Source organism: Mesorhizobium sp. Root695 (assembly GCF_001428185.1).
Classification (GTDB): Bacteria; Pseudomonadota; Alphaproteobacteria; order Rhizobiales; family Rhizobiaceae; genus Mesorhizobium.
Map to the genome: position 1 here is coordinate 148733 of NZ_LMHO01000045.1, position 26314 is coordinate 175046.

A 26314-nucleotide genomic window follows, 5' to 3' on the forward strand; every position below is an offset into this window, starting at 1 on the left:
AAACCGCCCGGATAGGCCGGGCGGTCGATTGGTCCAGTCATTCTTTGGCCTGTCGCAGGTTCTCTGTCGCAAAACCGTGGGACACTTTTGCGGAACCTGCTTCGGCCGGATCAGGTGTTCTTGATCTGCTCGATCGCCTGCGCCATCAACTCGTCCATGGTGCGACGGATCTGATGGTCCGACTGGTCGACGCCGGCCGCATCGAAATCCTTGCGGATCTTGCGGAACACGTCGTGGTCGCCGGCTTCCTCGATGTCGGAAACAACCACTTCCTTGGCATAGGCGTCGGCGTCGGCGCCCGACTTTCCGAGCTTTTCGGCGGCCCACAGGCCGAGCGCCTTGTTGCGGCGCGCAGCGGCCTTGAACCGAAGTTCCTCGTCGAAAGCAAATTTGCGCTCGAAGCCCTCTTCGCGGTCTTTCATGCTGCTCATGGCGTCCCTCCGGGTCAAATTCGATTCGTTGGCGGTGAATATGTGCGTTGCCAAAGCACAAACCAAAAGGTCGCGGGCCGGTCAATACGCTTCATCGCATGCTGCGCTGCGGCATTTCAGTCCCGAAAGCGGTTGATTGGAAGGATTTGCCGATTGAGCAAACGATGTGATTGGGGTAGACCCGGCATTGAACCCTACCGTAGCCGCACTATTTCAGGCAGACGGACAGGAAATGGTCTGATACCGCCTGTCCGGAACCCCAGAGAAAAATCAGATGAAAAATCGCCGCCGCATTTATGAAGGCAAGGCCAAGATCCTCTATGAGGGACCCGAACCGGGCACGCTTATCCAGTTCTTCAAGGATGATGCAACCGCGTTCAACAAGAAGAAACACGAAGTCATCGACGGCAAGGGCGTCCTCAACAACCGCATTTCCGAGTACATTTTCAACCATTTGAACCGTATGGGCATTCCGACCCATTTCATCCGCCGGCTCAACATGCGCGAGCAGCTGATCAAGGAAGTCGAGATCATTCCGCTCGAAGTGGTGGTGCGCAATGTCGCTGCCGGTTCGCTGTCCAAGCGTCTCGGCATCGAGGAAGGCACGGTTTTGCCGCGCTCGATCATCGAATTCTATTACAAAGCCGACGCGCTCGACGATCCGATGGTGTCGGAAGAGCACATCACCGCGTTCGGCTGGGCGAGCCCGCAGGAAATCGACGACGTCATGGCGCTGGCCATCCGCGTCAACGACTTCCTCTCCGGTCTGTTCATGGGCGTCGGCATCCAGCTCGTCGACTTCAAGATCGAATGCGGCCGCCTGTTCGAGGGCGACATGATGCGCATCGTCGTCGCCGACGAGATTTCGCCGGACTCCTGCCGCCTGTGGGACGTGGCGACACAGGACAAGCTCGACAAGGACCGTTTCCGCCGCGACATGGGTGGCCTTGTCGAGGCCTACCAGGAAGTTGCCCGCCGCCTCGGCATCATGAACGAGAACGAGCCGCCGCGCCCCACCGGCCCGGTGCTTGTCGCCTCGACCGACGGCCTCAAAGGCAAGCCGCACTGATAGCGGTTTGCGACCCGATATTCAGAACAGGAGCATGTCCAGCGTGATCAAGGCCCGCATTACCGTCACCCTCAAGAACGGCGTGCTCGACCCGCAAGGCAAGGCGATCGAACACGCATTGTCCGGCCTGGGCTTCGGCGGTGTGGGCGCGGTGCGGCAGGGCAAGGTGTTCGACGTCGAGCTGGCGGAAAGCGACAAGGCCAAGGCCGAGGCCGACCTGAAGGCCATGTGCGACAAGCTGCTGGCGAACACGGTGATTGAGAATTATAGTGTAGCCATCACCTGAGGTTGTACCGGAGGAGTTGGTGGCCGAGATCGATGGGAGCTTGATATTTGAAGTCCTCAAGTCCATCCAATCTCGGTTGGACAGGATCGATTTGACGCTTGGAGAGGTAAAATCCGAGCTTGGTTCCATTCGCGGTCATCTGATAGCCACCGAGGGTGACGTGAAGAACATCTATGTTGTGCTCGCCCGCCAAGATGACCGGCTGGAACATATCGAACGCCGGCTCGACCTGAGCGAGCTCTCCGAAGCACAGAGGCCTTACGAACCGAAATGAAATCAGCCGTCGTCCTCCTGCCTGGCCTCAACCGCGACCGCGACATGATCGCGGCGCTGACCAAGATTTCGGGAACACAGCCGGTCACGGTCTGGCAAACCGACACCGAAATCCCCGATGTCGACCTGATCGCCATTCCGGGCGGTTTTTCCTTCGGCGATTATCTGCGCTGCGGCGCGATCGCGGCGCGCATGCCGGTCATGCGGGCGGTGGCCGAAAAGGCGGCCAAGGGCGTCATGGTCATCGGCGTCTGCAACGGCTTCCAGATCCTGGTCGAGGCCGGCCTACTGCCGGGCGCCTTGATGCGCAACACCTCGCTGAAATTCGTCTGCCGGCAGGTGAAGCTTGAGATCACCAACGCCAACACCATGTTCACACGCCGCTACCAGCCAGGCCAGATCATCCGCTCGCCGGTCGCGCATCATGACGGCAATTACTTCGCCGACGCCGACACACTTGCCCGTCTCGAAGGCGAAGGCCAGGTGGTCTTCCGCTATGCCGAAGGCACCAACCCCAATGGCTCCATCAATGACATTGCCGGCATCATCAACAGCCAGGGCAATGTGCTCGGCCTGATGCCGCACCCGGAAAACCTGATCGAGGCAGCCCATGGCGGTACCGACGGCCGTGGAGTGTTCGAAAGTGCCCTCGGCATCGCCGCCTGACGTCATCGAAGCGAACAGCTTGAAAACAGCCGGACATTCCTGTCTCTTTACCGGAGCAAGTCCGATTCATTGGGGAGAGAGACGGTCATGAAACTCTATTCGCGGCCGTTGTCGCCCTACTCGTCGATCGTGCGGGCACTGGCCTACATCAAGGATGTGCCGCTCAAGATCATCGCGCCGCCGCCCGGTTTTCCGATCCCGGAAGCGTTCCGCGCCATCTCACCGATGAACCGGATTCCGGTGCTGATCACCGGTTCGGGCGAAACCATCGTCGAATCGGTGGTCATCGCCGAATATCTAGAGGAACGGTTTCCGGAACCCGCGCTGTTGCCGCCCGATTCCAAGGACCGCGCGCTGGTGCGCATGTTCGCCCGCATCACCGATCTCGATGTGCTGACCCCGACGATGAAGCTTTTCGAGCTTCATTTCGGGCCGAAGCGAAACACTGCCGAGATCGACGCCCAATTCGCCCGCCTGCATCACGGACTGGCGGCAATCGAGGCGCGCATGGCGCAAGGGCCTTTTGCGCTCGGTGACGACATCAGCTTCGCCGATGCCTGGCTGACACCGACACGGTTCATCTTCAACAATTTCCGAGCCATGACAGGACGCCTCGACCTGCTCGACGCCTATCCCAAATTCGATGCCTACGAACAAATCGCCACGCAGCACCCGGCATTGTCGCGGGTGTGGGGCGAGATGACCGACGGTTTGAAGATCTTTCTGTCTGAACTTGAGATGGGTGCCGCTTGATCAGGAGCAAGACGATCGCGCTGGTCGCCGCGGCGGGTTTCGTTCTCGCATCCTGCCAGTCGACCCCGAAGAGCACGCCGGTCCCCTCGGGCAAAAGTGCTGCCTTGCTGGCCATGGAACAAGTGGCGATCGCTGCCCATAAATGCTGGATCGCCAGCAAGGACCCGGCCTTCAAGCAATATCAGATGGCCAACGAACTGAATTCGTTCAGCGGCACACCGCGTTTCCTGCTGGTGCCGGCCAAGCACTATGGCGGCAAACCACTGCTGGTCGTGCAGGCGCAAGGCAATTCAAGCCGCGTCGACGTGTTCGGACCGCTGATGAACGATCCGCTCGGCGCCCGCATCGGCTCGGACATAGCTCGTTGGCAAGCCGGCAATCCGGCCTGCGCCGCTGCCGCGTAGTGCGATGGGCCGGTTTCTGCAGATTATGGGTCTGGTGATCGGCCTGGCCGGGCTTGTGCTGCAGTTCTGCATCACCGTTCCGGCGTCGATGGAAGCTGGCCGCAGCCTGCTTGGCTCCATCGTCTTCCTGCTTAGCTTCTTCACCATCCTGACCAACATCGGCGCGGTGCTGGTGCATACGTCGCTGCTGTCGCCCTCAGGCTATGCGTGGCTGCCCGCTTTCGCCGGGACACGGATGCGGGCCGGCGTTGCCGTTTCGATCGCGCTGGTCTTCATCATCTACGCAACGGTCCTGGCACGGCTTTGGCAGCCGCAGGGACTGTTCCTGCTCTGCGACGTCGTGCTGCATTATGTGACGCCGGTGCTGTTCGTGCTGTGGTGGCTGATATCAGGCGCTGACGGCCGCACGCGCTGGAGCGACATTTCCTGGTGGATGGTCTATCCCGTCGCGTATCTGGCCTATGCGCTGGCGCGGGCGCCGTTTGCCGGCGAGGTGCCCTACCCCTTCCTCGATGTCGCCAAGAACGGCGCAACCAGCGTCGCCATCTCGGCCGCGGCCATCACCGGACTTTTTTTCGTGCTGTGCGTGGTCGCCGTCCTTGTGGACCATGGCGTTGCATCCACCAGGGCATCAACACTCCGCTAGAACAGTTCACCGTTTCAAGGAAACGGCGAACCGCTCTAACTCTTTGTTTTGGCGCAATTCCCAAGCGCTACGCGCTTTTCCCGGGAAAACCGTTTCACACTTTTCCTGGAATTGCTTTGGCTTTCAGTCCCAGAACGGCCTGATGCCCTCGCGGTGGGCATCGCAGCGCGAGACGCCGATATCCTTGAGCTGATCATCGGTCATTTCCAGCAGCGCCAGCCGGCTGCGGCGGCGCTCCAGCAGATGGTCGATCCATCTCGCCAGCGACCTGACCAGGCGCACCAGACGGCTGACAAAGCCGCTCCGGCCCGATGGACGTGTCAATTGGCCTGTTAATTCGGCTCTCGTATGACGGATTGTCACGATTGTATTCATTTTCTTCTACCAGAATTTCAAATTGTACCCTTTTTGGCACCCAACCGATATGTATTGACTCATATACGGGTGCAATATAGAAAATTGTCACCATGACAAATTGGCTCCCCGATCTCACCGCCGGCTCCGGCCCGCTGTATCAGCGGTTGGCGGCTTCCATCGAAACGGACATCGACCGGGGCGTGATCGACGTCGGCGCAAAGCTGCCGCCGCAACGCGACCTCGCCTACGACATCGGCACCACCGTCGGCACGGTCGGCCGGGCCTATCAATTGCTGCGCGAGCGTGGGCTGGTGAGCGGCGAAGTCGGGCGTGGAACCTATGTGCTCGGCCAGCGCGCCGATGGGGCGAAACCGGACCTGCTGGCTCCGGACGTCAGCGCGGAAGGCACACGCTATATCGACGCGCCTAGAGGCAAACTGCGTTTCGACAGTACGGCCGCTCCCGATATTGGCCAGGGCGCCATCGTCGCCGATGTCCTGTCGCGCACGGCACAAGACCATCCGCATGAGATTTCAAGCTACACGCGGGATTTTCCCGACCGCTGGTACGAAGCTGGCGCCCGCTGGCTGGCGCGCAATTCGTTTCGCCCGAATGCCGACACCATTGTCCCCACGCTCGGCACGCATGCCGCGGTGATGGCGGCGATCGCGGCGCTCACCACCCCTGGCGATTATGTTGCCTTCGAACACCTCACCTACTCGCAGATTTCCCGTAGCGCCGGACTGATTGGCCGCCGCACCGCGCTGGTGGCGTCGGACGACGAAGGCATCGATCCCCAGGATTTCGAGCGCGTCTGCGCGCAAAAGCATCCGAAGATGATCTTCCTGATGCCGACGGCTCAGAATCCCACGCTGGTGACCTTGTCGGCGGCGCGCCGCGAGGCGATCGCGCGTGTCGCGCGCGAATACAATGTCGTCCTCATCGAGGACGACCTCTACGGCAATCTGACCGATGATCCGACGCCGTTGCTGGCCGAATATGCCCCTGAGAGAACCATTGTCGCAGGCGGCCTGTCGAAGTCGGTCGCAGCCGGTGTACGCGGCGGCTGGCTTTCCTGCCCGCCCGCCTACCGCCACCGCATCCGCGTCGCCCACAAGATGATGACCGGCGGCATGCCCTTCCTGCTGGCGGAGGTGAATACAAGGCTGGTGCTGTCGGGCCAGGCCGATGAGATACGCAAGCGCAGCATCGCCGAAATCAACGCCCGCGTCGCCATCGTTCGCGAGACTTTGGCCGGCTTCGCGTTCAAGTCACATGACAGGGTGCCCTTTGTCTGGCTGACTCTGCCCGACCCCTGGCTTTCCGGCACCTTCAAGAAAGCCTGCCTCGAGCATGGCGTGCTGATCGACGACGAGGACGAGTTCAAGGCCGGCCGTTCCGAGCAGGTTTTCCATGGCGTCCGCTTCGGCGTTTCGCAGCCAAGACAACGCAAGGATATCGCCGAAGGCGTTGCGGTGATCCGGCGACTTCTCGATGAAGGCCGTGCCGGCTACGACAGCTTCTCCTGACTCACTGTGGCTATGTCCGGTTTTCGGTCGGTTTTCGTCAATCCATGGGTGTATCGGCCTCAAAGCTTGCGATAAGACGGGACTCAAATCCCAACGCCCCAGGATATAAATCGCCGCCCATGACCATTTCCAATTCCGTGCCGATCACCCCCGAGCTCATTGCCGCGCACGGGCTGAAGCCCGACGAGTACCAGCGCATTCTCGACCTTGTCGGGCGCGAGCCGAGCTTCACCGAACTCGGCATCTTCTCGGCGATGTGGAATGAGCACTGTTCCTACAAATCCTCGAAGAAGTGGCTGCGCACGCTGCCTACCACCGGTCCGCGGGTTATCCAGGGACCGGGCGAGAATGCCGGTGTGGTCGACATCGGCGACGGCGACTGCGTCGTCTTCAAGATGGAGAGCCACAACCACCCGTCCTACATCGAGCCCTACCAGGGTGCGGCGACCGGCGTCGGCGGCATATTGCGCGACGTCTTCACCATGGGCGCGCGGCCGATCGCGGCGATGAATGCGCTGCGCTTTGGCGCACCTGACCATCCCAAGACCAGACACCTCGTTTCAGGCGTGGTTTCCGGCGTCGGCGGCTATGGCAACGCCTTCGGCGTGCCGACGGTCGGCGGCGAGGTCAATTTCGACGCTCGCTACAACGGCAACATCCTGGTCAATGCTTTTGCGGCGGGCCTTGCCAAGACCGATGCGATCTTCCTGTCGGAAGCCAAGGGCGTCGGCCTGCCGGTTGTCTACCTCGGCGCCAAGACCGGCCGCGATGGCGTCGGCGGCGCCACCATGGCGTCGGCCGAATTCGACGACAAGATCGACGAAAAGCGCCCAACCGTGCAAGTCGGCGACCCCTTCACCGAAAAGTGCCTGCTGGAAGCCTGCCTCGAACTGATGGCCTCGGGTGCCGTCATCGCCATCCAGGACATGGGTGCGGCCGGACTCACCTGCTCGGCGGTCGAAATGGGCGCCAAGGGCGACCTCGGCATCGAGCTCGATCTCGACAAGGTGCCGGTGCGCGAAGAGCGCATGAGCGCCTACGAAATGATGCTTTCGGAAAGCCAGGAGCGCATGCTGATGGTGCTGCGCCCGGAAAAGGAAAAGGAAGCCGAGGCGATCTTCCACAAATGGGGGCTCGACTTCGCCATCGTCGGCAAGACCACCGACGATCTGCGCTTCCGCGTGCTGCACCAGGGCGACGAGGTCGCCAACCTGCCGATCAAGGATCTCGGCGACAAGGCTCCGGAATATGACCGCCCATGGGTCGAGCCGAACAAGCCGACGCCGCTGGCCGCCAATGACGTTCCGCAGGCCGATGTTGCCGATGCGCTGCTGAAGCTGCTCGGCGGTCCGGATCTCTCCTCGCGCCGTTGGGTCTGGGAGCAGTATGACACGCTGATCCAGGGCAATTCGCTGCAGCTTCCCGGCGGCGATGCCGGCGTGGTCCGCGTCGAAGGTCATCCGACCAAGGCGCTCGCCTTCTCCTCCGACGTGACTCCGCGCTATTGCGAGGCTGACCCCTATGAGGGCGGCAAGCAGGCGGTGGCCGAATGCTGGCGCAATTTGACCGCCACCGGCGCGCTGCCGCTGGCCGCCACCGACAACCTCAATTTCGGCAATCCGGAACGGCCCGAGATCATGGGCCAGTTGGTCGGAGCGGTGAAAGGCATCGGCGATGCCTGCCGCGCGCTTGGCTTCCCGATCGTCTCCGGCAACGTCTCTCTCTACAACGAGACCAACGGCCAGGGCATTCTGCCGACACCGACAATCGGCGGCGTCGGCTTGATCGCCGACTGGTCCAAGATGGTGCGAACCGGCTTTGCGGCCGAGGGCCAGATGATCCTGCTGGTCGGCGCGCCTGCCTCCTGGGGTACGCATCTTGGCCAGTCGGTCTATATGCGTGACATCCATGGCCGCACGGACGGCCCGCCGCCGCCGGTCGACCTCGAGCATGAAAAGCGCGTCGGCGACCATGTGCGCGCTCTCATCGCATCCGGCATCGTCACGGCGGCGCATGACGTTTCCGATGGTGGCATCGCCGTGGCTTTGGCCGAAATGGCGATGGCGTCCGGCCTCGGCGCCACCGTTCCCGGGCTTATCGGCACAGACCCCATCCCGGTCTGGTTCGGCGAGGACCAGGGCCGCTATCTCCTGACGCTGTCGATCGATCCGCATGGCGATGAATGGGACACCATTCGCAAGCAGCAGAGCGAACTCGGCATCTTCGCGCCGTGGATCGGCTCGACCGGCGGCAGCGTGCTGAAGCTTGGCGAGGCGCGGGCAATCCCGGTCAGCGAATTGACCACGGCCCACGAAGGCTGGTTCCCCCGCTTCATGGATCAGGCCAGTTGACCACACTGGCTGCTCGGGCACTGCTTGCAGTTGTCTTCTGGCCGTCGCTGTTCTTCTTCTGGTTCCTCGGGCCGTTCGTTTTTTTCCTGCTGTCGACGACCTCGAGCGAGGTTTGCGCCCGGCTGGAAACGCGCGCGCAGTTCCTTGCCGCGGCCAACAGCGCCATCCCGATGCTGGCGCTGCAGACCCTCACCTACGCGGTCCCGATCGTCTGCCTGGTGCTTTGGGGCCGCCTGGCGCCGGATCCGGCACGGGCAAGGCATATCCTCACCTGCATCAAGCTTTTTGCCAGCGCGGTGGTTGTAGGGGCGTTGTGGGAGTATGGCTCCTCGCTTGTCTGCGACGGCTACGGACAACCGTACTTCTCGCCGTTCTGGCAAATGACGAGCTATCTCCCCATCGTCAGCCTCGTGCTCAACGTGCCGCTCTATGTGCTGGCCTTCAGCCTTGGCCGCTCGTTTTCGACGCGCGAGGACGTTGTCGAGGATGAAGCAAGCCCACCGGCCTAGATCTTTCTCCGAAACGTCTGGCTGTTGGCGGGACAGAACGGCTTCAATCCGGACCGGAAAGGCCTTAGGCTCGTCCGACTCTCATCTTATGGCCGGCTACCGGCCGCTCGAAACAGGATTTTGCCATGGCAATGGACGCCCACGACATCGAAAAACTGATCAAGGACGGCATTCCGGACGCCAAGGTGACGATTCGCGATCTCGCCGGCGACGGCGACCACTATGCGGCCGAGGTGGTGGCCGAGAGCTTTCGGGGAAAAAGCCGCGTCCAGCAGCACCAGATGGTCTATGACGCGCTGAAGGGCAACATGGGCGGGGTGTTGCACGCACTCGCCTTGCAGACCAGCGTTCCTGACTGACCCGCATCGGAACATAGACCGCAACCACCCGAATCAGTGTTGCGACAGCCGCTTGGCCCAACACGGCCCATCCTTTGCGCCATTTCAGCCACGGCGCGGCTAACGTCTTGTTTCGAGCAATCGTTGGGTTTATTTGAAGGATATGTTTCGAGCCTGACTCCCACAGGCGGGAAAGGATATTCCATGAGCGGTATCAACGACTACATCGACAACGAAGTGAAGGGCAACGACGTCGTCCTTTTCATGAAGGGCACGCCCGGTTTCCCGCAATGCGGATTTTCCGGCCAGGTCGTCCAGATCCTCGACTATATCGGCGCCGACTACAAAGGCGTGAACGTTCTGGACTCCGCCGAACTGCGCCAGGGCATCAAGGAATATTCCAACTGGCCGACGATCCCGCAGCTCTACGTCAAGGGCGAATTCGTCGGCGGATGCGACATCATCCGCGAGATGTTCCAGGCGGGCGAACTCCAGACATTCCTTGTCGAGAAGGGCGTCGGCGTCAAAGGCGCCGCCTGATTCCTGTTTTCGTGCATGTCGTCCGCCTGAAGCCGCCGTACGGTTTCGGGTCACGTGCACCAAACGCCAGGGCAGCGCCACCTCGGCAATTTTATGTCCTGCCCCCAGGACCAAGACGAGCCAAATGCGCCGGCCCGCCGGCGCATTTTCGTTTGAAAGATCGGACTTGCCGTGGACCAGCCAAAATCAGCGCCGCAATCGGCAAGCAAACTACCCATTCCACGCTGGGAATTCATCGCCTTGTGCGCCGCGCTGATGGCGCTGAACTCGCTGGCCATCGATATCATGCTGCCGGCTTTGCAGCAGATCGGCGCCTCGCTTGGCGTCGAAAATGAGAACCACCGGCAATATGTGATCACCGCCTATATTCTGGGCTTCGGCGGCGGACAGCTGTTCTTCGGGCCGATCTCGGATCGCTTCGGCCGTCGCGCACCGCTGGTCGCAGGGCTGGTGATCTATGTCGCCGCGGCCGCGGCGGCGGCCATTGCACCAAGCTTCGAAACACTTCTGCTGTGCCGTGCCGTGCAAGGCATCGGTGCGGCCGCCACCCGCGTCATCGCCGTCTCGATCGTGCGCGATACGTTTGACGGCCGGCGCATGGCCGAGGTGATGTCGCTGATCTTCATGGTGTTCATGGCGATACCGGTCATTGCTCCCGGCATCGGCCAGTTCATCATGCTGCTTGCGACCTGGCATTGGATCTTCGTCACCATGGCCTTCGGTGCGCTCATTGTCTCGGCCTGGTCGCTGCTGCGCCTGCCTGAGACATTGCATCCCGAACATCGCCGGCCGCTGACCCTGAATTCCATTGTCGGTGGGTTTCGCATCGTGCTCACCAACCGCATTGCGATCTGCTATGCCTTCGCCAGCACCTTTATTTTCGGCGCCATGTTCGGCTTCATCGCCTCGGCGCAGCAGATCTACGTCGACATCTTCAACGTCGGCGAAATGTTCCCGGTCATCTTCGCCGGAGTTGCCGGCGTGCTTGCTTTCTCCAACTTTCTGAACTCCCGCCTTGTCGGCCGTATCGGCATGCGCCGCCTGTCGCAGAGCGCGCTGCTGCTGTTTCTGGTCATCAGCCTTGCCTGGCTGGTCGTTTCGCTGGAAATGAAGATGCCGCTCTGGCTGTTCATCACCTTCTTTGCCAGCGCCATGCTTCCGTTCGGTGCGCTCGGCGCAAATTTCAATGCATTGGCCATGGAGCCGCTCGGCCAACTGGCCGGCACGGCATCGTCCATACTGGGTTTCATGCAGACGTTTCTCGGCGGCATTCTCGGCACACTGATCGGTCAGGCTTTCAACGGCACGGTGACGCCGCTGGCGGCCGGCTTCTGCAGCGTCTCGGTCGCAGCGCTGCTGATGATCTTCATCGCCGAGCGCGGCAAGATGTTCCAGCCGCAGAACCCACCCGTTCTAGGACACATTACCGACTTGCACTGAATTGTTGTTTTTGCACGTGTCGTTGTCCCGGGGCCACTTTTAGGCGACACGCATCAGGACGCACCTTCAAGGGCCGCCGTGAAGCGAGGGGCAAGCATACGCCCCGCGATTGCTTCGCCCATGCTGTCCGAAAAGGGCAATGGCAGGGCTTCATCGAGTGCCCTGAGGATTGAAGCCACGAATGCCCGGCTGAGCTGGGCATCGCTCCGCAGATCGGAATATGTGGCGCGAGGCTTGCCAATCAGTGTGCCGTTGCGGCGAAGCGAGAACCGCAGCGTTAGGGACATGCCGGCGGTTCCGGGCGGCGGCTTCCAACAAGCATAGATAGCGTCCGACATCTCCTTTATCGTGTCGACGGGATCGGGACTGCGACAGGTGCGCTCTAGCGAGCTTGCTTCGTAGGAACTGGCAAACAGGGCGGCAAGAGCCGCTGCGACGACTGCGAATCGAGGTTTCATTCGAGAGCCTCCGGATTTGCGTGAGATTGCATCGCTCTTTCAGCTGATCGCGGAAATTGATCCTATTTCGCCCAGAGTTCGCGGCGCAATTCGTGCCAGCTTTCCCGATCAGGCGCGACAATCAGGCCGCCGCCGAGATGCGAGGGCAGATAGGCGCTGCCGTCGAAGCGCGCGGCATGGCCGCCAGCCTCGGCATGAATCAGCACGCCGGCCAGATGGTCCCACGGCATCAGCTTGTTGTAGACGACGAAGTGGGCATGGCCGCTCGCCAACAGGCGGTATTCGTGCGCCGCGCAGCGATAAGCGAATTGCGACAGGATCTTCGTCTGGTTGCGCGCCAGCCGCGACCGCTCCGGCTCGGGCATATATTGCCAGGAGACCGAGCCGGTCATCTCCGAAATCGGTGCAGGTGCCGTGACCTGCACCCTCTCGATGCTGCCATGCGCATGCCTGATATGGCTGCCGGCGCCCTTGGCGCCGATCAGCCAGTCCTTGCCGACCGGATCGTGGATGATGCCGGCAACGGTCTCGCCCTTGATCACGACCGCCAGCATGACACCGAACAAGGGCACGCCGGAGGCGAAGTTGAAAGTGCCGTCCACCGGGTCGATGACGAAAGCCAGATCGGCATCGCCCAACCCGTTTAACAGCGCTGGATTGTCGGAACAGGCCTCCTCGCCGACGACCATCGCCGAGGGGTAACGCTCGCGCAGCCTGGCGGTGATGAGCCGCTCGGCGTTGACATCGGCCTCGGTCACCAGATCCGCGGCCGAGGTCTTCTGCCTGATATCGCCGTCGCCCAGCCGGCGAAAGCGCGGCATGATCTCGGCCATTGCGGCGTCGGACAGAAGGCCAGCGAGCCAGTCGATCGCGGTGTCGTCAAATGTCATCGGATATGTCTAGCCTTGTGCTGAGGGTCTCGTTGAGCGCCGCGAAATCGAACAGCTTTCTGTCGAGCAGATGCGACGGCCTGCTGTTGGACAGTGCGCGCAGCATCGTATCTTTGCGGCCGGGCATGCGCTTTTCGATGTCCTCAAGCATCGCCTTCATGGCGTTGCGCTGAAGACCTTCCTGGCTGCCGCAAAGATCGCAGGGAATGATCGGGAACTGCATGGCGGCCGCGAATCTCTCGAGGTCGACCTCGGCGCAGTAGCTCAGCGGCCGCAGCACCATAACGTCGCCCTCGTCATTGAGCAGCTTTGGCGGCATGGCGGCGAGACGGCCGCCATGGAACAGGTTCATGAAGAAGGTTTCGAGAATGTCCTCGCGATGGTGGCCGAGCACCAGCGCCGAGCACCCCTCCTCGCGCGCTATGCGGTAGAGATGGCCGCGCCTGAGGCGCGAACAGAGCGAGCAATAGGTGCTGCCCGCAGGCAGCTTGTCGGTGACGACGGAATAGGTGTCCTGATACTCGATGCGATGCGGGATGGCGTATCTGTCGAGATAGTCCGGCAGGATGTGTTTGGGGAAATTCGGCTGGCCCTGATCGAGATTGCAGGCCAGCAGGTCGACCGGCAGCAGCCCGCGCCATTTTAGGTCGAGCAGCACGGCGAGCAGGCCGTAGGAATCCTTGCCGCCCGAGAGGGCTACGAGCCAGCGCTGGCCGGGCTTCACCATCGAGAAATCCTCGATCGCCTGTCGGGTCAGCCGCAGCAGCCGCTTGCGCAATTTGTTGAACTCGACCGAGGACGGCACATCGGCAAACAGCGGATGGAAGCCGCCCTCGATGTCGCTGGCTGGTTCAAGCGATTCGGCGTCTGGCAGCATGTTCATGGCGTCAGTTCCAAAATCCGGGAGCAACGACTGTCCGGCGCTTCGTTGCGCCCCGGAATTAGCGGAGATGGCCGACAAAGAAAAGGCAGACAAAGAAAAGGCCGCCTCGAGGGGCGGCCTTTGCTTGGTATCGCAAAACGCGTTCGCTTAGCGCGAATAGAATTCGACGACCAGGTTCGGTTCCATCTGCACGGCGAACGGAACATCCGCCAGGCCGGGGATGCGCGAGAAGGTCGCGACCATCTTGTTGTGATCGGCTTCGATGTAATCCGGCACGTCGCGTTCGGCGAGACCGACCGCTTCGAGAACGATGACCAGCTGCTTCGACTTTTCGCGCACTTCGACGACATCGCCCGGCTTGCAGCGATACGAGCCGATGTTGACGCGCTTGCCGTTGACGTTGACGTGGCCGTGGTTGACGAACTGACGGGCGGCGAAAATGGTCGGCACGAACTTGGCGCGGTAGACGACCGCGTCGAGACGCGACTCGAGCAGGCCGATCAGGTTCTCCGAGGTGTCGCCCTTGCGGCGGTCAGCCTCCTCATAGACCTTGCGGAACTGCTTTTCCGAAACGTCGCCATAGTGACCCTTCAGCTTCTGCTTGGCGCGCAGCTGCAGGCCGAAATCGGAAAGCTTGCCCTTGCGGCGCTGGCCATGCTGGCCGGGGCCGTATTCACGCTTGTTGACCGGGGACTTCGGGCGGCCCCAGATGTTTTCGCCAAGACGACGGTCGATCTTGTACTTCGCGGATTCGCGCTTGCTCATCGCATTCCCTTTTCAAAACAATACACCCGGAACCTCATGGTCCGGGTGAAGGAAACGCGCCCTCCTCTGGCCTCCGTTTTCGAGACCTGACAGGGTTTTCCCACGCAACGCGGCGGAAAACCCACGGGACACGTCAGTTCAAACAAGATAGTAGAATTGAGTTCCACGCATCTTGCGCACATAAAGAAAACCACCGGGCATTGCGGCCCGGTGTTGGCGCGCTGATTAAACGGAGATTTAACCGGTGTCAAGCTTGGCGGCTGGCCTTGGCGATGGCGACGATATAGCGTTTGGGGGTTAAGGGCGGTGCCGGAAGTGGCGGGAGGTTGCGCCACGGCATTGGGAAGGGACTGGAGCAGAGGAGCCACAATTCGCATGAACATGAAGAAGTTCTTCCTTACCCTGACGGGAGCCGCGGTGTTGGCGGGATCCATGGCGGTCATAACGCCGGAGCCGGCAATGGCGCGGCATTGGCATGGCCACCGGCATCACGAGGTCTGCCGCATCGTGGTCAAGAAGAAGGTTGTCTGGCGGCACGGCCACAAGAAGGTCATCCGCTACAAGGTCAGGCGCTGCTGGGCGCGTTGGTAAGCTCCGGTTCGGTCTCAGGCGGTCGACAGATCATTTCAAAGCCCGCGGTTTTGGCTGCGGGCTATTTGATTCCGGATGCTTAACCCTAGTCTTTCGATTTCTTTTCCGGCAGGCCCTTGCGCTTCGTCTCGGCGAATTCCTCGAGCTGTTTTTCGCTCATCGATTCGTACATTTCCTTGGAAGCACCCTTGAGTTCGCCCTTCCTGATCTCGCCGCGCTTGGCGGAAAGCGCCGCACCGGCGGCCATTTGCTGGGCTTTTGAGGTGGCAGGCATGATCGCTTCTCCCGTTGCATCAGGAGAAAAACGTAGCGACCGCGGTGATGTTCCCGATACTTCCGAATATCAGGACATTGCCAGCCCGAACCCCTGTATCAGGCGGCGGGTAGGGAAATCGGCTCTGTTCGATGTGAAGACAGCAAGGTCGGGGCCTTCCGGCAGTTTCTCGCCACGGCCGGTCGGATCAATATCCGCAAGAAGCGAAAGTGCCCGACGCGCAATCGCTTCAGCGGGGTCGAGCCAATCGACCGGCCAAGGCGCCGTCTTGCGCATGCGATTGGCGAGAAAGGGGTAGTGTGTGCAGGCGAGCACCACGATATCCGTACGCAATGCATCATGTTCGACGAAGCACGGCGCAATCTCGGCGCGGACGGCCTCTTCGTCGACGAAGCCCTCGCGCATATAGACTTCGGCAAGCCCCGCCAGCCTGTCGCTGCCGACCAGCCGGACATGACACTTCTGCGCCCATTTGCTGATCAGGTCGCGGGTGTACTGGCGTTTGACGGTGCCAGGCGTCGCCAGCACCGAAACCAGTCCTGAACGCGTGCGTTCCGCCGCCGGCTTGATCGCCGGCACCATGCCGACGAAAGGATGCCCGGGAAATCTTTCGCGCAGCGCATCGATCACCAGCGTCGAGGCGGTGTTGCAGGCGATGACCGAAATGGCTGGCGCAAACCGGTCAAGCAACTTGCCGAACAAGTCGAGTATATGTGCCCTCAGCGCTGGCTCCTCCCAAGCGCCATAGGGAAACGCGGCGTCGTCGGCGACATAGATGAAGCGGCGGTCGGGCATCAGCACGCGCGCCTCGCGCAGCACGGTAAGCCCGCCGATGCCCGAATCGAACATCAGGATCGGCCGCTCAGTCATTGTCAGTTCCCCTGCCACCCAGCGGCGGCGTGTCATTGTCGTCACCATTGGCATCGGGCGGCTGGCGATCCACCACTTCCGCCTTGCGGGCACGCGCGGCGGCCGCGGGCAGGCGCCGTGGATCATCGCCAGGGGAGCCATCGCCGCGCGGCATCGCCGGCGAAAATCGGTCGAGCGACGAGATGATGCCGCGCAGCACCTTCAGCTCCGGTTCGGCAAAACCGGCGCGCGTCAGCACCGCGCGCAGATTGTCGATCATCTTCGGCTTCTTCGGTGCCGGCCGGAAATAGCCGCGTGCTTCCAAAGCGCCTTCCAGATAGGCGAACAGACCGTGCAGTTCCTCCTTGCTTGCCGGCTTCATGTCCGGACCGGAAAAATTGGTCTTGGTCTCATCCTCGAGGCCGGACTTCATCCACTCGTAGGACATCAGCAGCGCGGCCTGGGCGATGTTGAGCGAGGAGAAATCAGGATCTACCGGGAAGGTGACGATCTCGTCGGCAAGCCCGACCTCGTCATTGTAGAGGCCGAAGCGCTCGCGTCCGAACAGGATGCCGGTGCGTTGGCCCATTGCGTGACGGGTCCTCAGCACCCTGCCCGCTTCCACCGGCCCGCGCACGGATTTGAAGCCGTCGCGCTGCCTGGCCGTGGTGGCGAAAACGAAGTTCAGGTCGGCGAGTGCCGAGGCCAGATCGTCGAAGACGGTGACAGCGTCGATGACATGATCGGCGCGGCTGGCCGCCGCGCGCGCCTTCTCGCTCGGCCAACCGTCTCGAGGGTTGACGAGACGCAGCTCCGACAGGCCGAAATTGGCCATGGCGCGAGCGACCATGCCGATGTTCTCGCCGAGCTGCGGCTCTACCAGGATGATCGCCGGGCCGGTGGCTGGAATGGTCATGGCGTCTTCAGTGGCTGGCATGATTGTCAATGAACTGCTGTTTGCGGCATTTCAGCGTCCCCTGCCATATTCGGCCGCGAAAATGAAGCATTCGCAAATGACAAAGGTTATCGCCTCGCGTTCGTGACCGATCGCCGTTTGCGTGGCCAAAAACGCTTTGATATACGGGCGGCATCCCCGGCCCAACGCCACGCGGGCAAGGCCGTCCCATTTTCCAGCAACGAGGCATTCTTTCCATGGCGAAGATCAAGGTGGCGAACCCGGTCGTCGAACTCGACGGCGACGAGATGACCCGCATCATCTGGCAGTTCATCAAGGACAAGCTGATCCACCCTTATCTCGACCTCAAGCTCGAATATTACGACCTCGGCATCGAGCATCGTGACGCCACCAACGACCAGGTGACCATCGATTCGGCCAACGCCATCAAGAAATACGGCGTCGGCGTGAAATGCGCGACGATCACCCCCGACGAGCAGCGCGTCGAGGAGTTCAAGCTGAAGAAGATGTGGAAGTCGCCGAACGGCACCATCCGCAATATCCTCGGCGGCACGATCTTCCGCGAGCCGATCATCATGAAGAACGTGCCGCGCCTGGTGCCCGGCTGGACCAAGCCGATCATCGTCGGCCGTCATGCCTTCGGCGACCAGTACCGCGCCACCGATTTCCGCTTTCCCGGCAAGGGCAAGCTGACGATCAAGTTCGTCGGCGAGGACGGCAAGGTGATCGAGCACGACGTATACGACGCGCCCGGCGCCGGCGTCGCCATGGCCATGTACAATCTCGACGATTCGATCCGCGAGTTTGCCCGCGCTTCGCTGAACTACGGCCTGCTGCGCAACTATCCGGTGTATCTGTCGACCAAGAACACCATCCTCAAGGCCTATGACGGCCGCTTCAAGGATATCTTCCAGGAGGTCTACGAGGCTGAATTCGAGGCCGAGTTCAAGTCGAAGAAGCTGTGGTACGAGCACCGCCTGATCGACGACATGGTGGCCTCCAGCCTGAAATGGTCGGGCGGCTATGTCTGGGCCTGCAAGAACTATGATGGCGACGTCCAGTCCGACACGGTGGCGCAGGGTTTTGGGTCGCTTGGCCTGATGACCTCGGTACTGATGACGCCGGACGGCAAGACGGTGGAAGCGGAAGCCGCGCACGGCACCGTCACCCGCCATTACCGCCAGCACCAGAAGGGCGAGGAAACCTCGACCAATTCGATCGCATCGATCTTCGCCTGGACGCGTGGCCTCGCGCACCGCGCCAAGCTCGACGACAATGCCGAGTTGAAGCGCTTTGCCGAGACGCTGGAAAAGGTCTGCATCCAGACCGTCGAGTCCGGCTTCATGACCAAGGATCTGTCGCTGCTGATCGGCCCCGACCAGCCCTGGCTTTCGACCTCCGGTTTCCTCGACAAGATCGACGAGAACCTGCAGAAGGCGATGGCGTAACAGGCAAGCAAGATGGGCAGGCCCATCGTCTACGGGGCGAACTACAGCGTCTATGTGCGCATCGTCCGCCTCGTGCTCGCGGAGAAAGGCATCGACTACGAGCTTGTGCCGGTCGATGTCTTTGCCACTGAGGGCATTCCCGCCTGGTATTTCCAGCACCATCCGTTCGGCCGCATCCCGGCCTTCGAGCATGACGGGTTTCGGCTCTTCGAGACGAGCGCGATTGCCAGATATGTCGACGAGGTTTTTGCAGGCCCAGCTCTCCAGCCAACGGATGCCCGCGCTCGCGCAACCATGAACCAGATCATCGGCATGCTCGATGCCTATGCCTACAGGTCGATGGTCTGGGATGTCGCCGTCGAGCGGCTGAAGAAAGAGGCGCCCGACGAGAGGCTGATTGCCAGCGGGCTTTCACAGGCGAGCAAAGCGCTTCAGACGCTCTCCTCGCTGAAAGCGCCGGGACCGTGGTTGCTGGGCGATGGGCTGACACTGGCCGATCTGCACGCAGCGCCGATCATCGCTTATTTCGTCAAGGTCGCCGAGGGACAAGGCCTGCTGGCCGAATTTCCCGAGATCCAGGCTTGGTGGACGCGCATTGCCGGGCGGGCGAGCTTTCTGCGCACCGAAAAAACGGAGTGATCTGAGGTTTGGCTTATCCGTGAATTGTCCCAAAGCACGATAATTACCGAGGCAGGCGCTGCCCCTCATTGCCCTGCCGGGCATTTCTCCCCGTAAACGGGGAGAAAGCATCTGGCCGCCGCATCCGCGGCCATTGTTCAACGCTAAAAACGGGCGAAAGCCGCGATGGCAGCCCCTTCTCCCCGTTCACGGGGAGAAGGGGCTGCCAGATGAGGGGCAGCGCTGCCCTTAGAGAACCTGGCGCCTGGCTTAAGGCTTCGCTGATTCGGACGTCAGGCGGCCTCCAGCGCAGCCCTCACCGCTGCAATCGCATCATTGGCCTTGGAAGCGTCGGGGCCACCGGCCTGCGCCATGTCAGGTCGACCGCCGCCGCCCTGCCCGCCCAATGCGGCGGAGGCGACGCGCACCAGGTCGACGGCGCTGAAGCGGCCGACGAGATCATCGGTGACGGCGACCACGACGCTGGCCTTGTTGTCCTCACCGGCGCCGACGAAGACGACGACGCCGGAACCGAGCGAGGTCTTGCCGGCATCGGCCAGCGGCTTCAGGTCCTTCGGCGAGACACCGGAAACCGCCTTGCCGAGGAAGCCGACGCCCGCCACCGTCTCGTTCTCCGACGGCGCACCAGCCCCTGCACCGCCGCCCAGCGCCAGCTTCTTGCGCGCCTCGGTCAGCTCCTTTTCGAGCTTCTTGCGCTCATCGAGCAGCGCTTCGACACGCGCAGGCACGTCGGCCGGCGAAATCTTCAGCACGGCTGCGGCCGCCTTTAGACGCCTGTCCTGTTCGTCGAGATGTTTGCGCGCCGCTTCGCCGGTCAGCGCCTCGATGCGCCGCACGCCGGCGGCGACCGCGCTGTCCGACACGACGCGCACCAGACCGATATCGCCGGTCGCCCTGACATGGGTGCCGCCGCAGAGCTCGACCGAATAGGGCCGGTTGGCCTTGGCGCCGTGCACGCCGGTACCCATCGAAACGACACGCACCTCATCTCCATACTTCTCGCCAAACAGTGCCATGGCGCCTTCGGCGATGGCATCGTCGACCGACATCAGACGCGTGGACACCGGGCTGTTCTGCACGACGATCTCGTTGGCCATGCGCTCGACCTCTTCGAGATCCTCCGGTGAAATGGGCTTGTTGTGCGAAATGTCGAAGCGCAGGCGCTCAGGCGCCACCAGCGAGCCCTTCTGCGCAACGTGGCTGCCCAGCACCTCGCGCAACGCCTCATGGATCAGATGCGTCGCGGAATGGTTCGCGCGCAGCCTGGAGCGCCTGGCATGGTCGACCTTCAGCTCGACGGCAGCGCCCGTCTTGACGGTGCCGCTGGCCACCTTGCCGACATGGACGAACAGCCCATCAGCCTTCTTCTGCGTATCGGAGACCTCGATCGAGAACCCTTCGCCCGAGATAACGCCCGTATCGCCCATCTGGCCGCCGGACTCGGCATAGAACGGCGTCTGGTTCACGACGATCGCCACCGCATCGTCCTTGCCGGCGCTGTCGACGGTCTTGCCGTCCCGGACAAGCGCCTGGATGATGCCTTCGGCAGCTTCAGTCTCGTAGCCGAGGAATTCGGTGGCGCCCGCCTTCTCGCGCACGGAGAACCAGATGGTCTCGGTGGCCGCGTCGCCAGACCCAGCCCAATGCTTGCGCGCCTCGGCCTTCTGCTGCTCCATCGCATTGGTGAAGCCGGCAAGATCGACCGAAATGCTGCGCTGGCGCAGCGCGTCCTGCGTCAGATCGAGCGGGAAGCCGTAGGTGTCGTAGAGCTTGAAAGCCGTTTCGCCGTCCAGCATGTCGCCGGCATGCAACGTTTCCGTCGCCTCGGAGAGCAGGCCGAGGCCACGCACCAGCGTCTTGCGAAACCTGGTCTCCTCGAGCTTCAGGGTCTCGGTGATCAACTGTTCGCCGCGCAGCAGTTCCGGATAGGCCTGGCCCATCTCTCGCACCAGCGCCGGCACCAGCTTCCACATCAGCGGTTCGTTGGCACCGAGCAACTGGGCATGACGCATGGCGCGGCGCATGATGCGGCGCAGGACGTAGCCCCGGCCTTCGTTCGAAGGCAGCACGCCATCGGCCACCAGGAAGGAGGACGAGCGCAGATGATCGGCAATGACGCGGTAGGACGCAACCGTCTCCTTGTCGGGACCATGCCCGATGGCGGACGAGGCGGCGTCGATCAGATGACGGAACAGATCGGTTTCGAAGACGCTTTCCACCCCTTGCAGGATGGACGCCATACGCTCCAGGCCCATGCCGGTGTCGATCGACGGGCGCGGCAGGTCGATGCGCTCGTCCTTCGTCACCTGTTCATACTGCATGAACACCAGGTTCCAGAATTCGAGGAAACGGTCGCCGTCCTCTTCCGGGCTGCCGGGAGGGCCGCCCCAGATGTGTTCGCCGCGGTCGATGAAGATCTCCGAGCACGGCCCGCAAGGTCCGGTGTCGCCCATCGCCCAGAAATTGTCCGAGGTCGCGATGCGAATGATGCGGTCGTCGGAAAAGCCGGCGATCTTCTTCCAGAAGCCGGCAGCCTCGTCGTCCGTGTGATAGACGGTGACCAGCAACTTGTCCTTGTTCAGCCCGAATTCCTTGGTGATCAGGTTCCAGGCAAGCTCGATGGCGCGCTCCTTGAAATAGTCGCCAAAGGAGAAATTGCCGAGCATCTCGAAGAAGGTCAGGTGGCGCGCTGTGTAGCCGACATTGTCGAGGTCGTTGTGCTTGCCGCCGGCGCGAACGCTCTTCTGGGCGGTCGAGGCACGCGAATAGGGCCGCTTCTCAAGGCCGGTGAAGACGTTCTTGAACTGCACCATGCCGGCGTTGGTAAACATCAGCGTCGGATCGTTGCGCGGCACCAGCGGGCTCGACGCGACGATCTCGTGACCCTCCTTGCGGAAGTAGTCGAGAAATGTCGACCGGATTTCGTTCACGCCACTCATGAATGATGCCTTTTCGGAAGAGCCGCCGGCGAACCGGCGGAAATGGGCTCTGCGTTTTAGAAGATAGGACTTGGCCTTTTAGCCGCCGCGCTTCACCCTGTCCAGAAACACGGAAGTGGTCCAATCCGCAGCCTTTGCCAGCTGTTCGAACCGGCCTCGTTTCGCCGCCAAAACGCAAAACCGCCGGCCCAGGGCCGGCGGTTTCAAAACGCAATAACGCGGAACTCGATTACATAAGCCCGAGATAATAGAATGCGATTATGGCCGAACTCCGGCCGACATCGCGCGAGGCTGTCACATCGCGCCGGATTCCTCCTCGAACCCGTCGTCGCCACCTTCAGAACCACCATTCTCAAGGAACTTCTCGGCGATCAGCCCGGCATTCTGCCTGAGCGCCAGTTCGATCTCGCGCGCGGTGTCGGGGTTGTCGCGCAGGAACAGCTTGGCATTCTCGCGGCCCTGGCCGAGACGCTGCGAATTGTAGGAGAACCAGGCGCCCGACTTCTCGACCACGCCGGCCTTGACGCCAAGATCGACCAGTTCGCCAGTCTTGGACACGCCTTCACCATACATGATGTCGAACTCGACCACCTTGAAGGGCGGCGCCAGCTTGTTCTTGACCACCTTGACGCGGGTCTGGTTGCCGACGACCTCGTCGCGGTCCTTGACCGAGCCGATGCGGCGGATATCGAGGCGCACCGAAGCGTAGAATTTCAGCGCGTTGCCGCCGGTGGTGGTTTCGGGCGAACCGAACATGACGCCGATCTTCATGCGGATCTGGTTGATGAAGATGACCATGGTGTTGGAACGCGAGATCGAAGCGGTCAGCTTGCGCAGCGCCTGGCTCATCAGCCGGGCCTGCAGGCCGGGCAGTGAATCGCCCATCTCGCCTTCGATTTCGGCGCGTGGCGTCAGTGCCGCCACCGAATCGACCACCAGCACGTCGATGGCGCCGGAGCGCACCAGCGTGTCGCAGATTTCCAGCGCCTGCTCACCGGTGTCGGGCTGCGAGATCAGGAGGTTTTCCAGATCGACGCCAAGCTTGCGGGCATAGACCGGATCAAGCGCGTGCTCGGCATCGACGAAGGCGCAGATGCCGCCCTTCTTCTGGGCTTCGGCCACGGTGTGAAGGGCCAGCGTCGTCTTGCCCGAGCTTTCCGGCCCGTAGATCTCGACGATGCGGCCGCGCGGCAGGCCACCGACGCCAAGCGCGATGTCGAGGCCAAGCGAGCCGGTCGGCACCGTTTCGATCTCGACGACCTGCTCGTTCGCGCCGAGCCGCATGATCGAGCCCTTGCCGAAAGCCCGCTCGATTTGCGACAGCGCCGCATCCAGAGCCTTTGATTTGTCCACCGCTTTGTCCTCTACCAGCCGCAAAGAATTCTGAGCCATGATACATCACCCCTTGGTCGTCAATGAAGGCCGGACAATCCGTAATCCCTGCCAATTTGTACCTTTTTTGTTCTCGTTTGGCAAGAGGGATCAAATATCTGAAAAACAATCACTATCCGGATTTGTTCTTTTTTTGTCTCACGATCTCGCTCCACGATGCATCCCGCATTGGGCAAGACGGCTCGGCTGTTTCGATCTGCCGAATCGCTGCCTTGCATGCGAAGCTTCGCCAAGCAGCCTAGCGCTTGTGCGGCTGGAATAACAAAGGTCATATCGCCGGCATGCTGAAATCCGCGAAAATACTGGCTATAGGCGGCGCCCATATCGACCGGCGCGGCAAGGTGTCCGGCGCTTACGTGCCTGGCGCCTCCAATCCCGGCACGATGCGCGAGGATGTCGGTGGCGGCGTCTTCAACGCGCTGCGCAGTGCCGTGCACCGCGGCGTCTCAGCGTCGCTCATGTCGGTGCGTGGCGGCGATGCCGCTGCCGACACCGTTTCGCGAGCCATCGCCGAGGCAGGCATTGCGGACCTGTCGGCCGTGTTCCTTGACCGCCCCACGCCGAGCTATACGGCGCTGATCGACCGCGAGGGGGAGCTGATCGTCGGCTTTGCCGACATGGCGCTCTATGACCTGGCCTTTCCCAAGCAGATCAGGCGCTCCAAAGTCCGGGAGGTGATCGCTGCCGCCGATGCCGTCTTCTGCGACGCCAACCTGCCGACGGCGGCACTGGAACGGCTGATTCAGCTTGCCGCCGGAAAACCCGTCTTCGCCATTGCCGTTTCGCCGGCCAAGATCGTGCGCTTGAAGCCGGTGCTCGGCAATCTGGCCGTCGTCTTCATGAACCGGCGCGAAGCGGTCGCACTGGCAGCCCTGGACGCCACGACTTCCCCGCAAGACATCGTCGACGGGCTGAGACGCGCGGGGCTCAAGAGCGGCGTGGTGACGGCGGGCGGCGGCCCCATGCTGGGCTTCGATGAGGCCGGCGCCTTCTCGATCCTGCCGCCGCCGCCAAGAAAGGTCGCTGACGTCACCGGCGCCGGCGATGCGCTGGCGGGCGCAACGGTCGCCGCCTTGCTGCGCGGCCTGCCGTTGCGGGTGGCCCTGCGCGAAGGCATTGCCGCGGCGACGCTTGCCATCGAAAGCTCCAACGCCGTTCCCGAATTCACCACGGCAAGCTTCGCGGAAGCGCTGGCTCTTGTGCCGGAAGCGCAGGAAGTGGCATGAGACCGGCAAATTCTTAGTGCCGCAGTGTTGCCAAGCGTCCCGATGGACGCGCCGCACTCCGGATTGGAGATCGAGATGACCCCAGAGACCGCCCGCCCCTTCATCGACATCCACGCGCCGGTGGCGCAAGCCCTGGCCACTGGGCGGCCGGTGGTGGCGCTGGAAAGCACCATCATCACCCATGGCATGCCCTACCCCGACAATGGCGCCATGGCGGCCGATGTCGAAAAGATCATCACCGATGGCGGCGCCGTGCCGGCGACGATCGCCGTCGTCGGCGGCCGCATCAAGATCGGACTTTCGGACGGCGAGCGCGAATCGCTGGCGATGACGGGCGACGCCATGAAGCTGTCGCGCGCCGACCTCGGTTTTGCGGTAGCGCAAGGGCGCACCGGCGGCACCACGGTCGCCGCCACGATGATCGCGGCGCATATGGTCGGCATAAAAGTGTTCGCCACCGGCGGCATTGGAGGCGTGCACAAGGGTGCGGAAAAGAGCTTTGATATTTCCGCCGATCTCGACGAGTTGGCGCGCACGCCGGTCATCGTCGTGTCGGCCGGCGCCAAGGCTATCCTCGACATCGAAAAGACGCTGGAGGTGCTGGAGACGCGCGGCGTGCCGGTGATCGGCCATGGCTGCGAGACGATGCCGGCCTTCTGGTCGCGGCATTCGCCGTTCCGCGCGCCGCTGACCTTGCACGGACCGGAAGAGATCGCGCATTTCTACCAGACGAGGGCAGCGCTGGGGCTCGCCGGCGGCATGCTGATCGCCAATCCGGTGCCTGAGAACCACGAAATTCCCGCTGAAGAGATGGCCTCCTATATCGAAGCCGCGCAGAAGGCCGCCGAGGCGCTCAACGTGACCGGCAAGGCGGTGACGCCCTTCCTGCTGTCGAAAATCCTCGAACTGTCCGGTGGCAGGAGCCTTAAGACCAACATCGCGCTGGTCGAAAACAATGCGCGGCTGGCGGCGAGGATCGCGAAGGCGCTGTAGGGTGCTGCCGCCAAGGTCGGCGGGGGTGCTGTCCCTCGACCGTTCCGAATTGCCCGTCACTTCCCCGCGCGCCGCCCCGCCTCATAGGCCCGGCGCGCCCAGACAGTCATCTCGTCGGGGTCATCGAAAGCGCTGTCGGGAATGCTCCAGTAGGGCATGGAGACCAGCTTGCCGTGACGCGAGCCGGTATAGGTCCACTGCCGGCAACCGGCGGCTTCGAAGTCGGGCGCGCTTTGCTCGTCGGCCTTCAGCATCAATTCACCGCGCAGCACGATGGCGACGATGACACCGTCGAAATAGATGCCCTTGCCGCCGAACAGCTTGCGGATGCTGACTAGGCCAAGGCCTTTGAACAGTTCGGCGATGCGTTCATTGTCCATGCCGCGATCATGTCACCGGCATTTGGCCTTGTCATCGCCGCAACCAAAATCATGCTGACAGGTTGAGAGCCATCCATCG

Annotated in this window: 30 protein-coding genes; 18 read left to right on the forward strand and 12 right to left on the reverse strand. The window is 62.1% G+C overall.

Going from position 1 to position 26314, the window contains the following annotated elements; translation table 11 throughout:
- Positions 1 to 110 precede the first annotated feature (110 nt).
- Positions 111 to 431, reverse strand: coding sequence for a DUF1476 domain-containing protein (locus tag ASD99_RS29880; RefSeq protein WP_027028128.1), 321 nt, complete (start codon positions 429 to 431; stop codon positions 111 to 113).
- Between the two features lie 274 nt (positions 432 to 705).
- Here ASD99_RS29880 and purC point away from each other — a divergent pair, with 274 nt between their 5' ends.
- The 7 genes from purC to ASD99_RS29915 all read left to right on the forward strand — a co-directional run bounded on the left by purC (position 706) and on the right by ASD99_RS29915 (position 4528).
- Positions 706 to 1500: a phosphoribosylaminoimidazolesuccinocarboxamide synthase gene (purC, locus tag ASD99_RS29885; protein ID WP_013532127.1), complete on the forward strand. Its 795-nt coding sequence runs from the start codon at positions 706 to 708 to the stop codon at positions 1498 to 1500.
- 43 nt (positions 1501 to 1543) lie between these two features.
- Positions 1544 to 1786: a phosphoribosylformylglycinamidine synthase subunit PurS gene (purS, locus tag ASD99_RS29890; RefSeq protein WP_023759521.1), complete on the forward strand. Its 243-nt coding sequence runs from the start codon at positions 1544 to 1546 to the stop codon at positions 1784 to 1786.
- Positions 1787 to 1805: 19 nt separating this feature from the next.
- Entirely contained in the window at positions 1806 to 2060 is a 255-nt protein-coding gene (locus tag ASD99_RS29895; protein ID WP_057145886.1) for a hypothetical protein, read from the forward strand.
- A complete protein-coding gene (purQ, locus tag ASD99_RS29900) occupies positions 2057 to 2725 on the forward strand; it encodes a phosphoribosylformylglycinamidine synthase subunit PurQ (protein WP_057145822.1) in 669 nt (222 codons plus the stop codon). The genes ASD99_RS29895 and purQ overlap by 4 nt, the downstream gene beginning before the upstream one ends.
- An 87-nt stretch (positions 2726 to 2812) precedes the next feature.
- The gene (locus tag ASD99_RS29905; protein ID WP_057145823.1) at positions 2813 to 3478 is read left to right on the forward strand and encodes a glutathione S-transferase family protein; all 666 of its coding nucleotides are present in this window, start codon (positions 2813 to 2815) and stop codon (positions 3476 to 3478) included.
- The gene (locus ASD99_RS29910; protein ID WP_057145824.1) at positions 3475 to 3882 is read left to right on the forward strand and encodes a hypothetical protein; all 408 of its coding nucleotides are present in this window, start codon (positions 3475 to 3477) and stop codon (positions 3880 to 3882) included. The genes ASD99_RS29905 and ASD99_RS29910 overlap by 4 nt, the downstream gene beginning before the upstream one ends.
- A 4-nt stretch (positions 3883 to 3886) precedes the next feature.
- Positions 3887 to 4528 (forward strand): Pr6Pr family membrane protein, encoded by a 642-nt coding sequence (locus ASD99_RS29915; protein ID WP_057145825.1) that lies wholly within the window; start codon positions 3887 to 3889, stop codon positions 4526 to 4528.
- Between the two features lie 123 nt (positions 4529 to 4651).
- Here ASD99_RS29915 and ASD99_RS29920 read toward each other — a convergent pair whose 3' ends face one another.
- A complete protein-coding gene (locus ASD99_RS29920) occupies positions 4652 to 4903 on the reverse strand; it encodes a DUF1127 domain-containing protein (protein ID WP_057145826.1) in 252 nt (83 codons plus the stop codon).
- Between the two features lie 92 nt (positions 4904 to 4995).
- Here ASD99_RS29920 and ASD99_RS29925 point away from each other — a divergent pair, with 92 nt between their 5' ends.
- The 6 genes from ASD99_RS29925 (at position 4996) to ASD99_RS29950 (ending at position 11592) form a co-directional block, all read left to right on the forward strand.
- Entirely contained in the window at positions 4996 to 6414 is a 1419-nt protein-coding gene (locus tag ASD99_RS29925) for a PLP-dependent aminotransferase family protein (RefSeq protein ID WP_057145827.1), read from the forward strand.
- 119 nt (positions 6415 to 6533) lie between these two features.
- Positions 6534 to 8765 carry a phosphoribosylformylglycinamidine synthase subunit PurL gene (purL, locus tag ASD99_RS29930; RefSeq protein WP_056594348.1) on the forward strand — a complete coding sequence of 744 codons (2232 nt, stop codon included), beginning with the start codon at positions 6534 to 6536 and terminating at the stop codon, positions 8763 to 8765.
- Positions 8762 to 9274 carry a hypothetical protein gene (locus tag ASD99_RS29935; protein ID WP_056594346.1) on the forward strand — a complete coding sequence of 171 codons (513 nt, stop codon included), beginning with the start codon at positions 8762 to 8764 and terminating at the stop codon, positions 9272 to 9274. The genes purL and ASD99_RS29935 overlap by 4 nt, the downstream gene beginning before the upstream one ends.
- Before the next feature lie 125 nt (positions 9275 to 9399).
- Entirely contained in the window at positions 9400 to 9633 is a 234-nt protein-coding gene (locus ASD99_RS29940; RefSeq protein ID WP_010909092.1) for a BolA/IbaG family iron-sulfur metabolism protein, read from the forward strand.
- Between the two features lie 183 nt (positions 9634 to 9816).
- Positions 9817 to 10152: a Grx4 family monothiol glutaredoxin gene (grxD, locus tag ASD99_RS29945; RefSeq protein ID WP_056594343.1), complete on the forward strand. Its 336-nt coding sequence runs from the start codon at positions 9817 to 9819 to the stop codon at positions 10150 to 10152.
- A 171-nt stretch (positions 10153 to 10323) separates the two neighbouring features.
- A complete protein-coding gene (locus ASD99_RS29950; protein ID WP_082525716.1) occupies positions 10324 to 11592 on the forward strand; it encodes a multidrug effflux MFS transporter in 1269 nt (422 codons plus the stop codon).
- A 53-nt stretch (positions 11593 to 11645) separates the two neighbouring features.
- Here the strand turns inward: ASD99_RS29950 and ASD99_RS29955 are convergent, their stop codons facing one another.
- From ASD99_RS29955 to rpsD, 4 genes are all read right to left on the reverse strand, one after another.
- Complete coding sequence (locus ASD99_RS29955; protein WP_056594340.1) at positions 11646 to 12050, reverse strand: hypothetical protein; 405 nt, start codon at positions 12048 to 12050, stop codon at positions 11646 to 11648.
- 62 nt (positions 12051 to 12112) lie between these two features.
- Positions 12113 to 12940 carry an inositol monophosphatase family protein gene (locus ASD99_RS29960; protein WP_056594338.1) on the reverse strand — a complete coding sequence of 276 codons (828 nt, stop codon included), beginning with the start codon at positions 12938 to 12940 and terminating at the stop codon, positions 12113 to 12115.
- Positions 12930 to 13823, reverse strand: a complete 894-nt coding sequence (ttcA, locus tag ASD99_RS29965; protein ID WP_057145828.1) for a tRNA 2-thiocytidine(32) synthetase TtcA — start codon at positions 13821 to 13823, stop codon at positions 12930 to 12932. The genes ASD99_RS29960 and ttcA overlap by 11 nt, the downstream gene beginning before the upstream one ends.
- A 147-nt stretch (positions 13824 to 13970) precedes the next feature.
- A complete protein-coding gene (rpsD, locus tag ASD99_RS29970; protein ID WP_023759539.1) occupies positions 13971 to 14588 on the reverse strand; it encodes a 30S ribosomal protein S4 in 618 nt (205 codons plus the stop codon).
- Between the two features lie 375 nt (positions 14589 to 14963).
- Between rpsD and ASD99_RS29975 the strand changes: the two genes are divergently transcribed.
- Positions 14964 to 15179, forward strand: coding sequence for a hypothetical protein (locus tag ASD99_RS29975; protein WP_244482998.1), 216 nt, complete (start codon positions 14964 to 14966; stop codon positions 15177 to 15179).
- 85 nt (positions 15180 to 15264) lie between these two features.
- Here the strand turns inward: ASD99_RS29975 and ASD99_RS29980 are convergent, their stop codons facing one another.
- The 3 genes from ASD99_RS29980 to ASD99_RS29990 all read right to left on the reverse strand — a co-directional run bounded on the left by ASD99_RS29980 (position 15265) and on the right by ASD99_RS29990 (position 17218).
- The gene (locus tag ASD99_RS29980) at positions 15265 to 15453 is read right to left on the reverse strand and encodes a DUF3008 family protein (RefSeq protein ID WP_057145829.1); all 189 of its coding nucleotides are present in this window, start codon (positions 15451 to 15453) and stop codon (positions 15265 to 15267) included.
- Between the two features lie 69 nt (positions 15454 to 15522).
- The gene (gene murI / locus ASD99_RS29985; RefSeq protein ID WP_057145830.1) at positions 15523 to 16323 is read right to left on the reverse strand and encodes a glutamate racemase; all 801 of its coding nucleotides are present in this window, start codon (positions 16321 to 16323) and stop codon (positions 15523 to 15525) included.
- The gene (locus tag ASD99_RS29990; protein WP_162256734.1) at positions 16316 to 17218 is read right to left on the reverse strand and encodes an RNA methyltransferase; all 903 of its coding nucleotides are present in this window, start codon (positions 17216 to 17218) and stop codon (positions 16316 to 16318) included. Before ASD99_RS29990 ends, murI begins: the two co-directional genes overlap by 8 nt.
- 236 nt (positions 17219 to 17454) lie before the next feature.
- Between ASD99_RS29990 and ASD99_RS29995 the strand changes: the two genes are divergently transcribed.
- Complete coding sequence (locus ASD99_RS29995; protein WP_056594320.1) at positions 17455 to 18666, forward strand: NADP-dependent isocitrate dehydrogenase; 1212 nt, start codon at positions 17455 to 17457, stop codon at positions 18664 to 18666.
- Positions 18667 to 18678: 12 nt separating this feature from the next.
- Positions 18679 to 19305: a glutathione S-transferase family protein gene (locus ASD99_RS30000; protein WP_057145832.1), complete on the forward strand. Its 627-nt coding sequence runs from the start codon at positions 18679 to 18681 to the stop codon at positions 19303 to 19305.
- 272 nt (positions 19306 to 19577) lie between these two features.
- On the opposite strand, the gene alaS is transcribed toward ASD99_RS30000, so the two are convergent.
- Together alaS and recA are read right to left on the reverse strand one after the other, a co-directional pair.
- Positions 19578 to 22244, reverse strand: a complete 2667-nt coding sequence (alaS, locus tag ASD99_RS30005; protein WP_057145833.1) for an alanine--tRNA ligase — start codon at positions 22242 to 22244, stop codon at positions 19578 to 19580.
- Positions 22245 to 22538: 294 nt separating this feature from the next.
- Positions 22539 to 23636: a recombinase RecA gene (recA, locus tag ASD99_RS30010; RefSeq protein ID WP_057145834.1), complete on the reverse strand. Its 1098-nt coding sequence runs from the start codon at positions 23634 to 23636 to the stop codon at positions 22539 to 22541.
- Between the two features lie 281 nt (positions 23637 to 23917).
- On the opposite strand from recA, the gene ASD99_RS30015 reads away from it, so the two are divergent.
- Complete coding sequence (locus tag ASD99_RS30015; protein ID WP_057145887.1) at positions 23918 to 24862, forward strand: carbohydrate kinase family protein; 945 nt, start codon at positions 23918 to 23920, stop codon at positions 24860 to 24862.
- A gap of 75 nt (positions 24863 to 24937) precedes the next feature.
- Positions 24938 to 25855, forward strand: a complete 918-nt coding sequence (locus ASD99_RS30020) for a pseudouridine-5'-phosphate glycosidase (protein ID WP_056594567.1) — start codon at positions 24938 to 24940, stop codon at positions 25853 to 25855.
- 56 nt (positions 25856 to 25911) lie between these two features.
- Here ASD99_RS30020 and ASD99_RS30025 read toward each other — a convergent pair whose 3' ends face one another.
- Positions 25912 to 26235 (reverse strand): TfoX/Sxy family protein, encoded by a 324-nt coding sequence (locus tag ASD99_RS30025; protein ID WP_057145835.1) that lies wholly within the window; start codon positions 26233 to 26235, stop codon positions 25912 to 25914.
- Between the last annotated feature and the right edge of the window lie 79 nt (positions 26236 to 26314).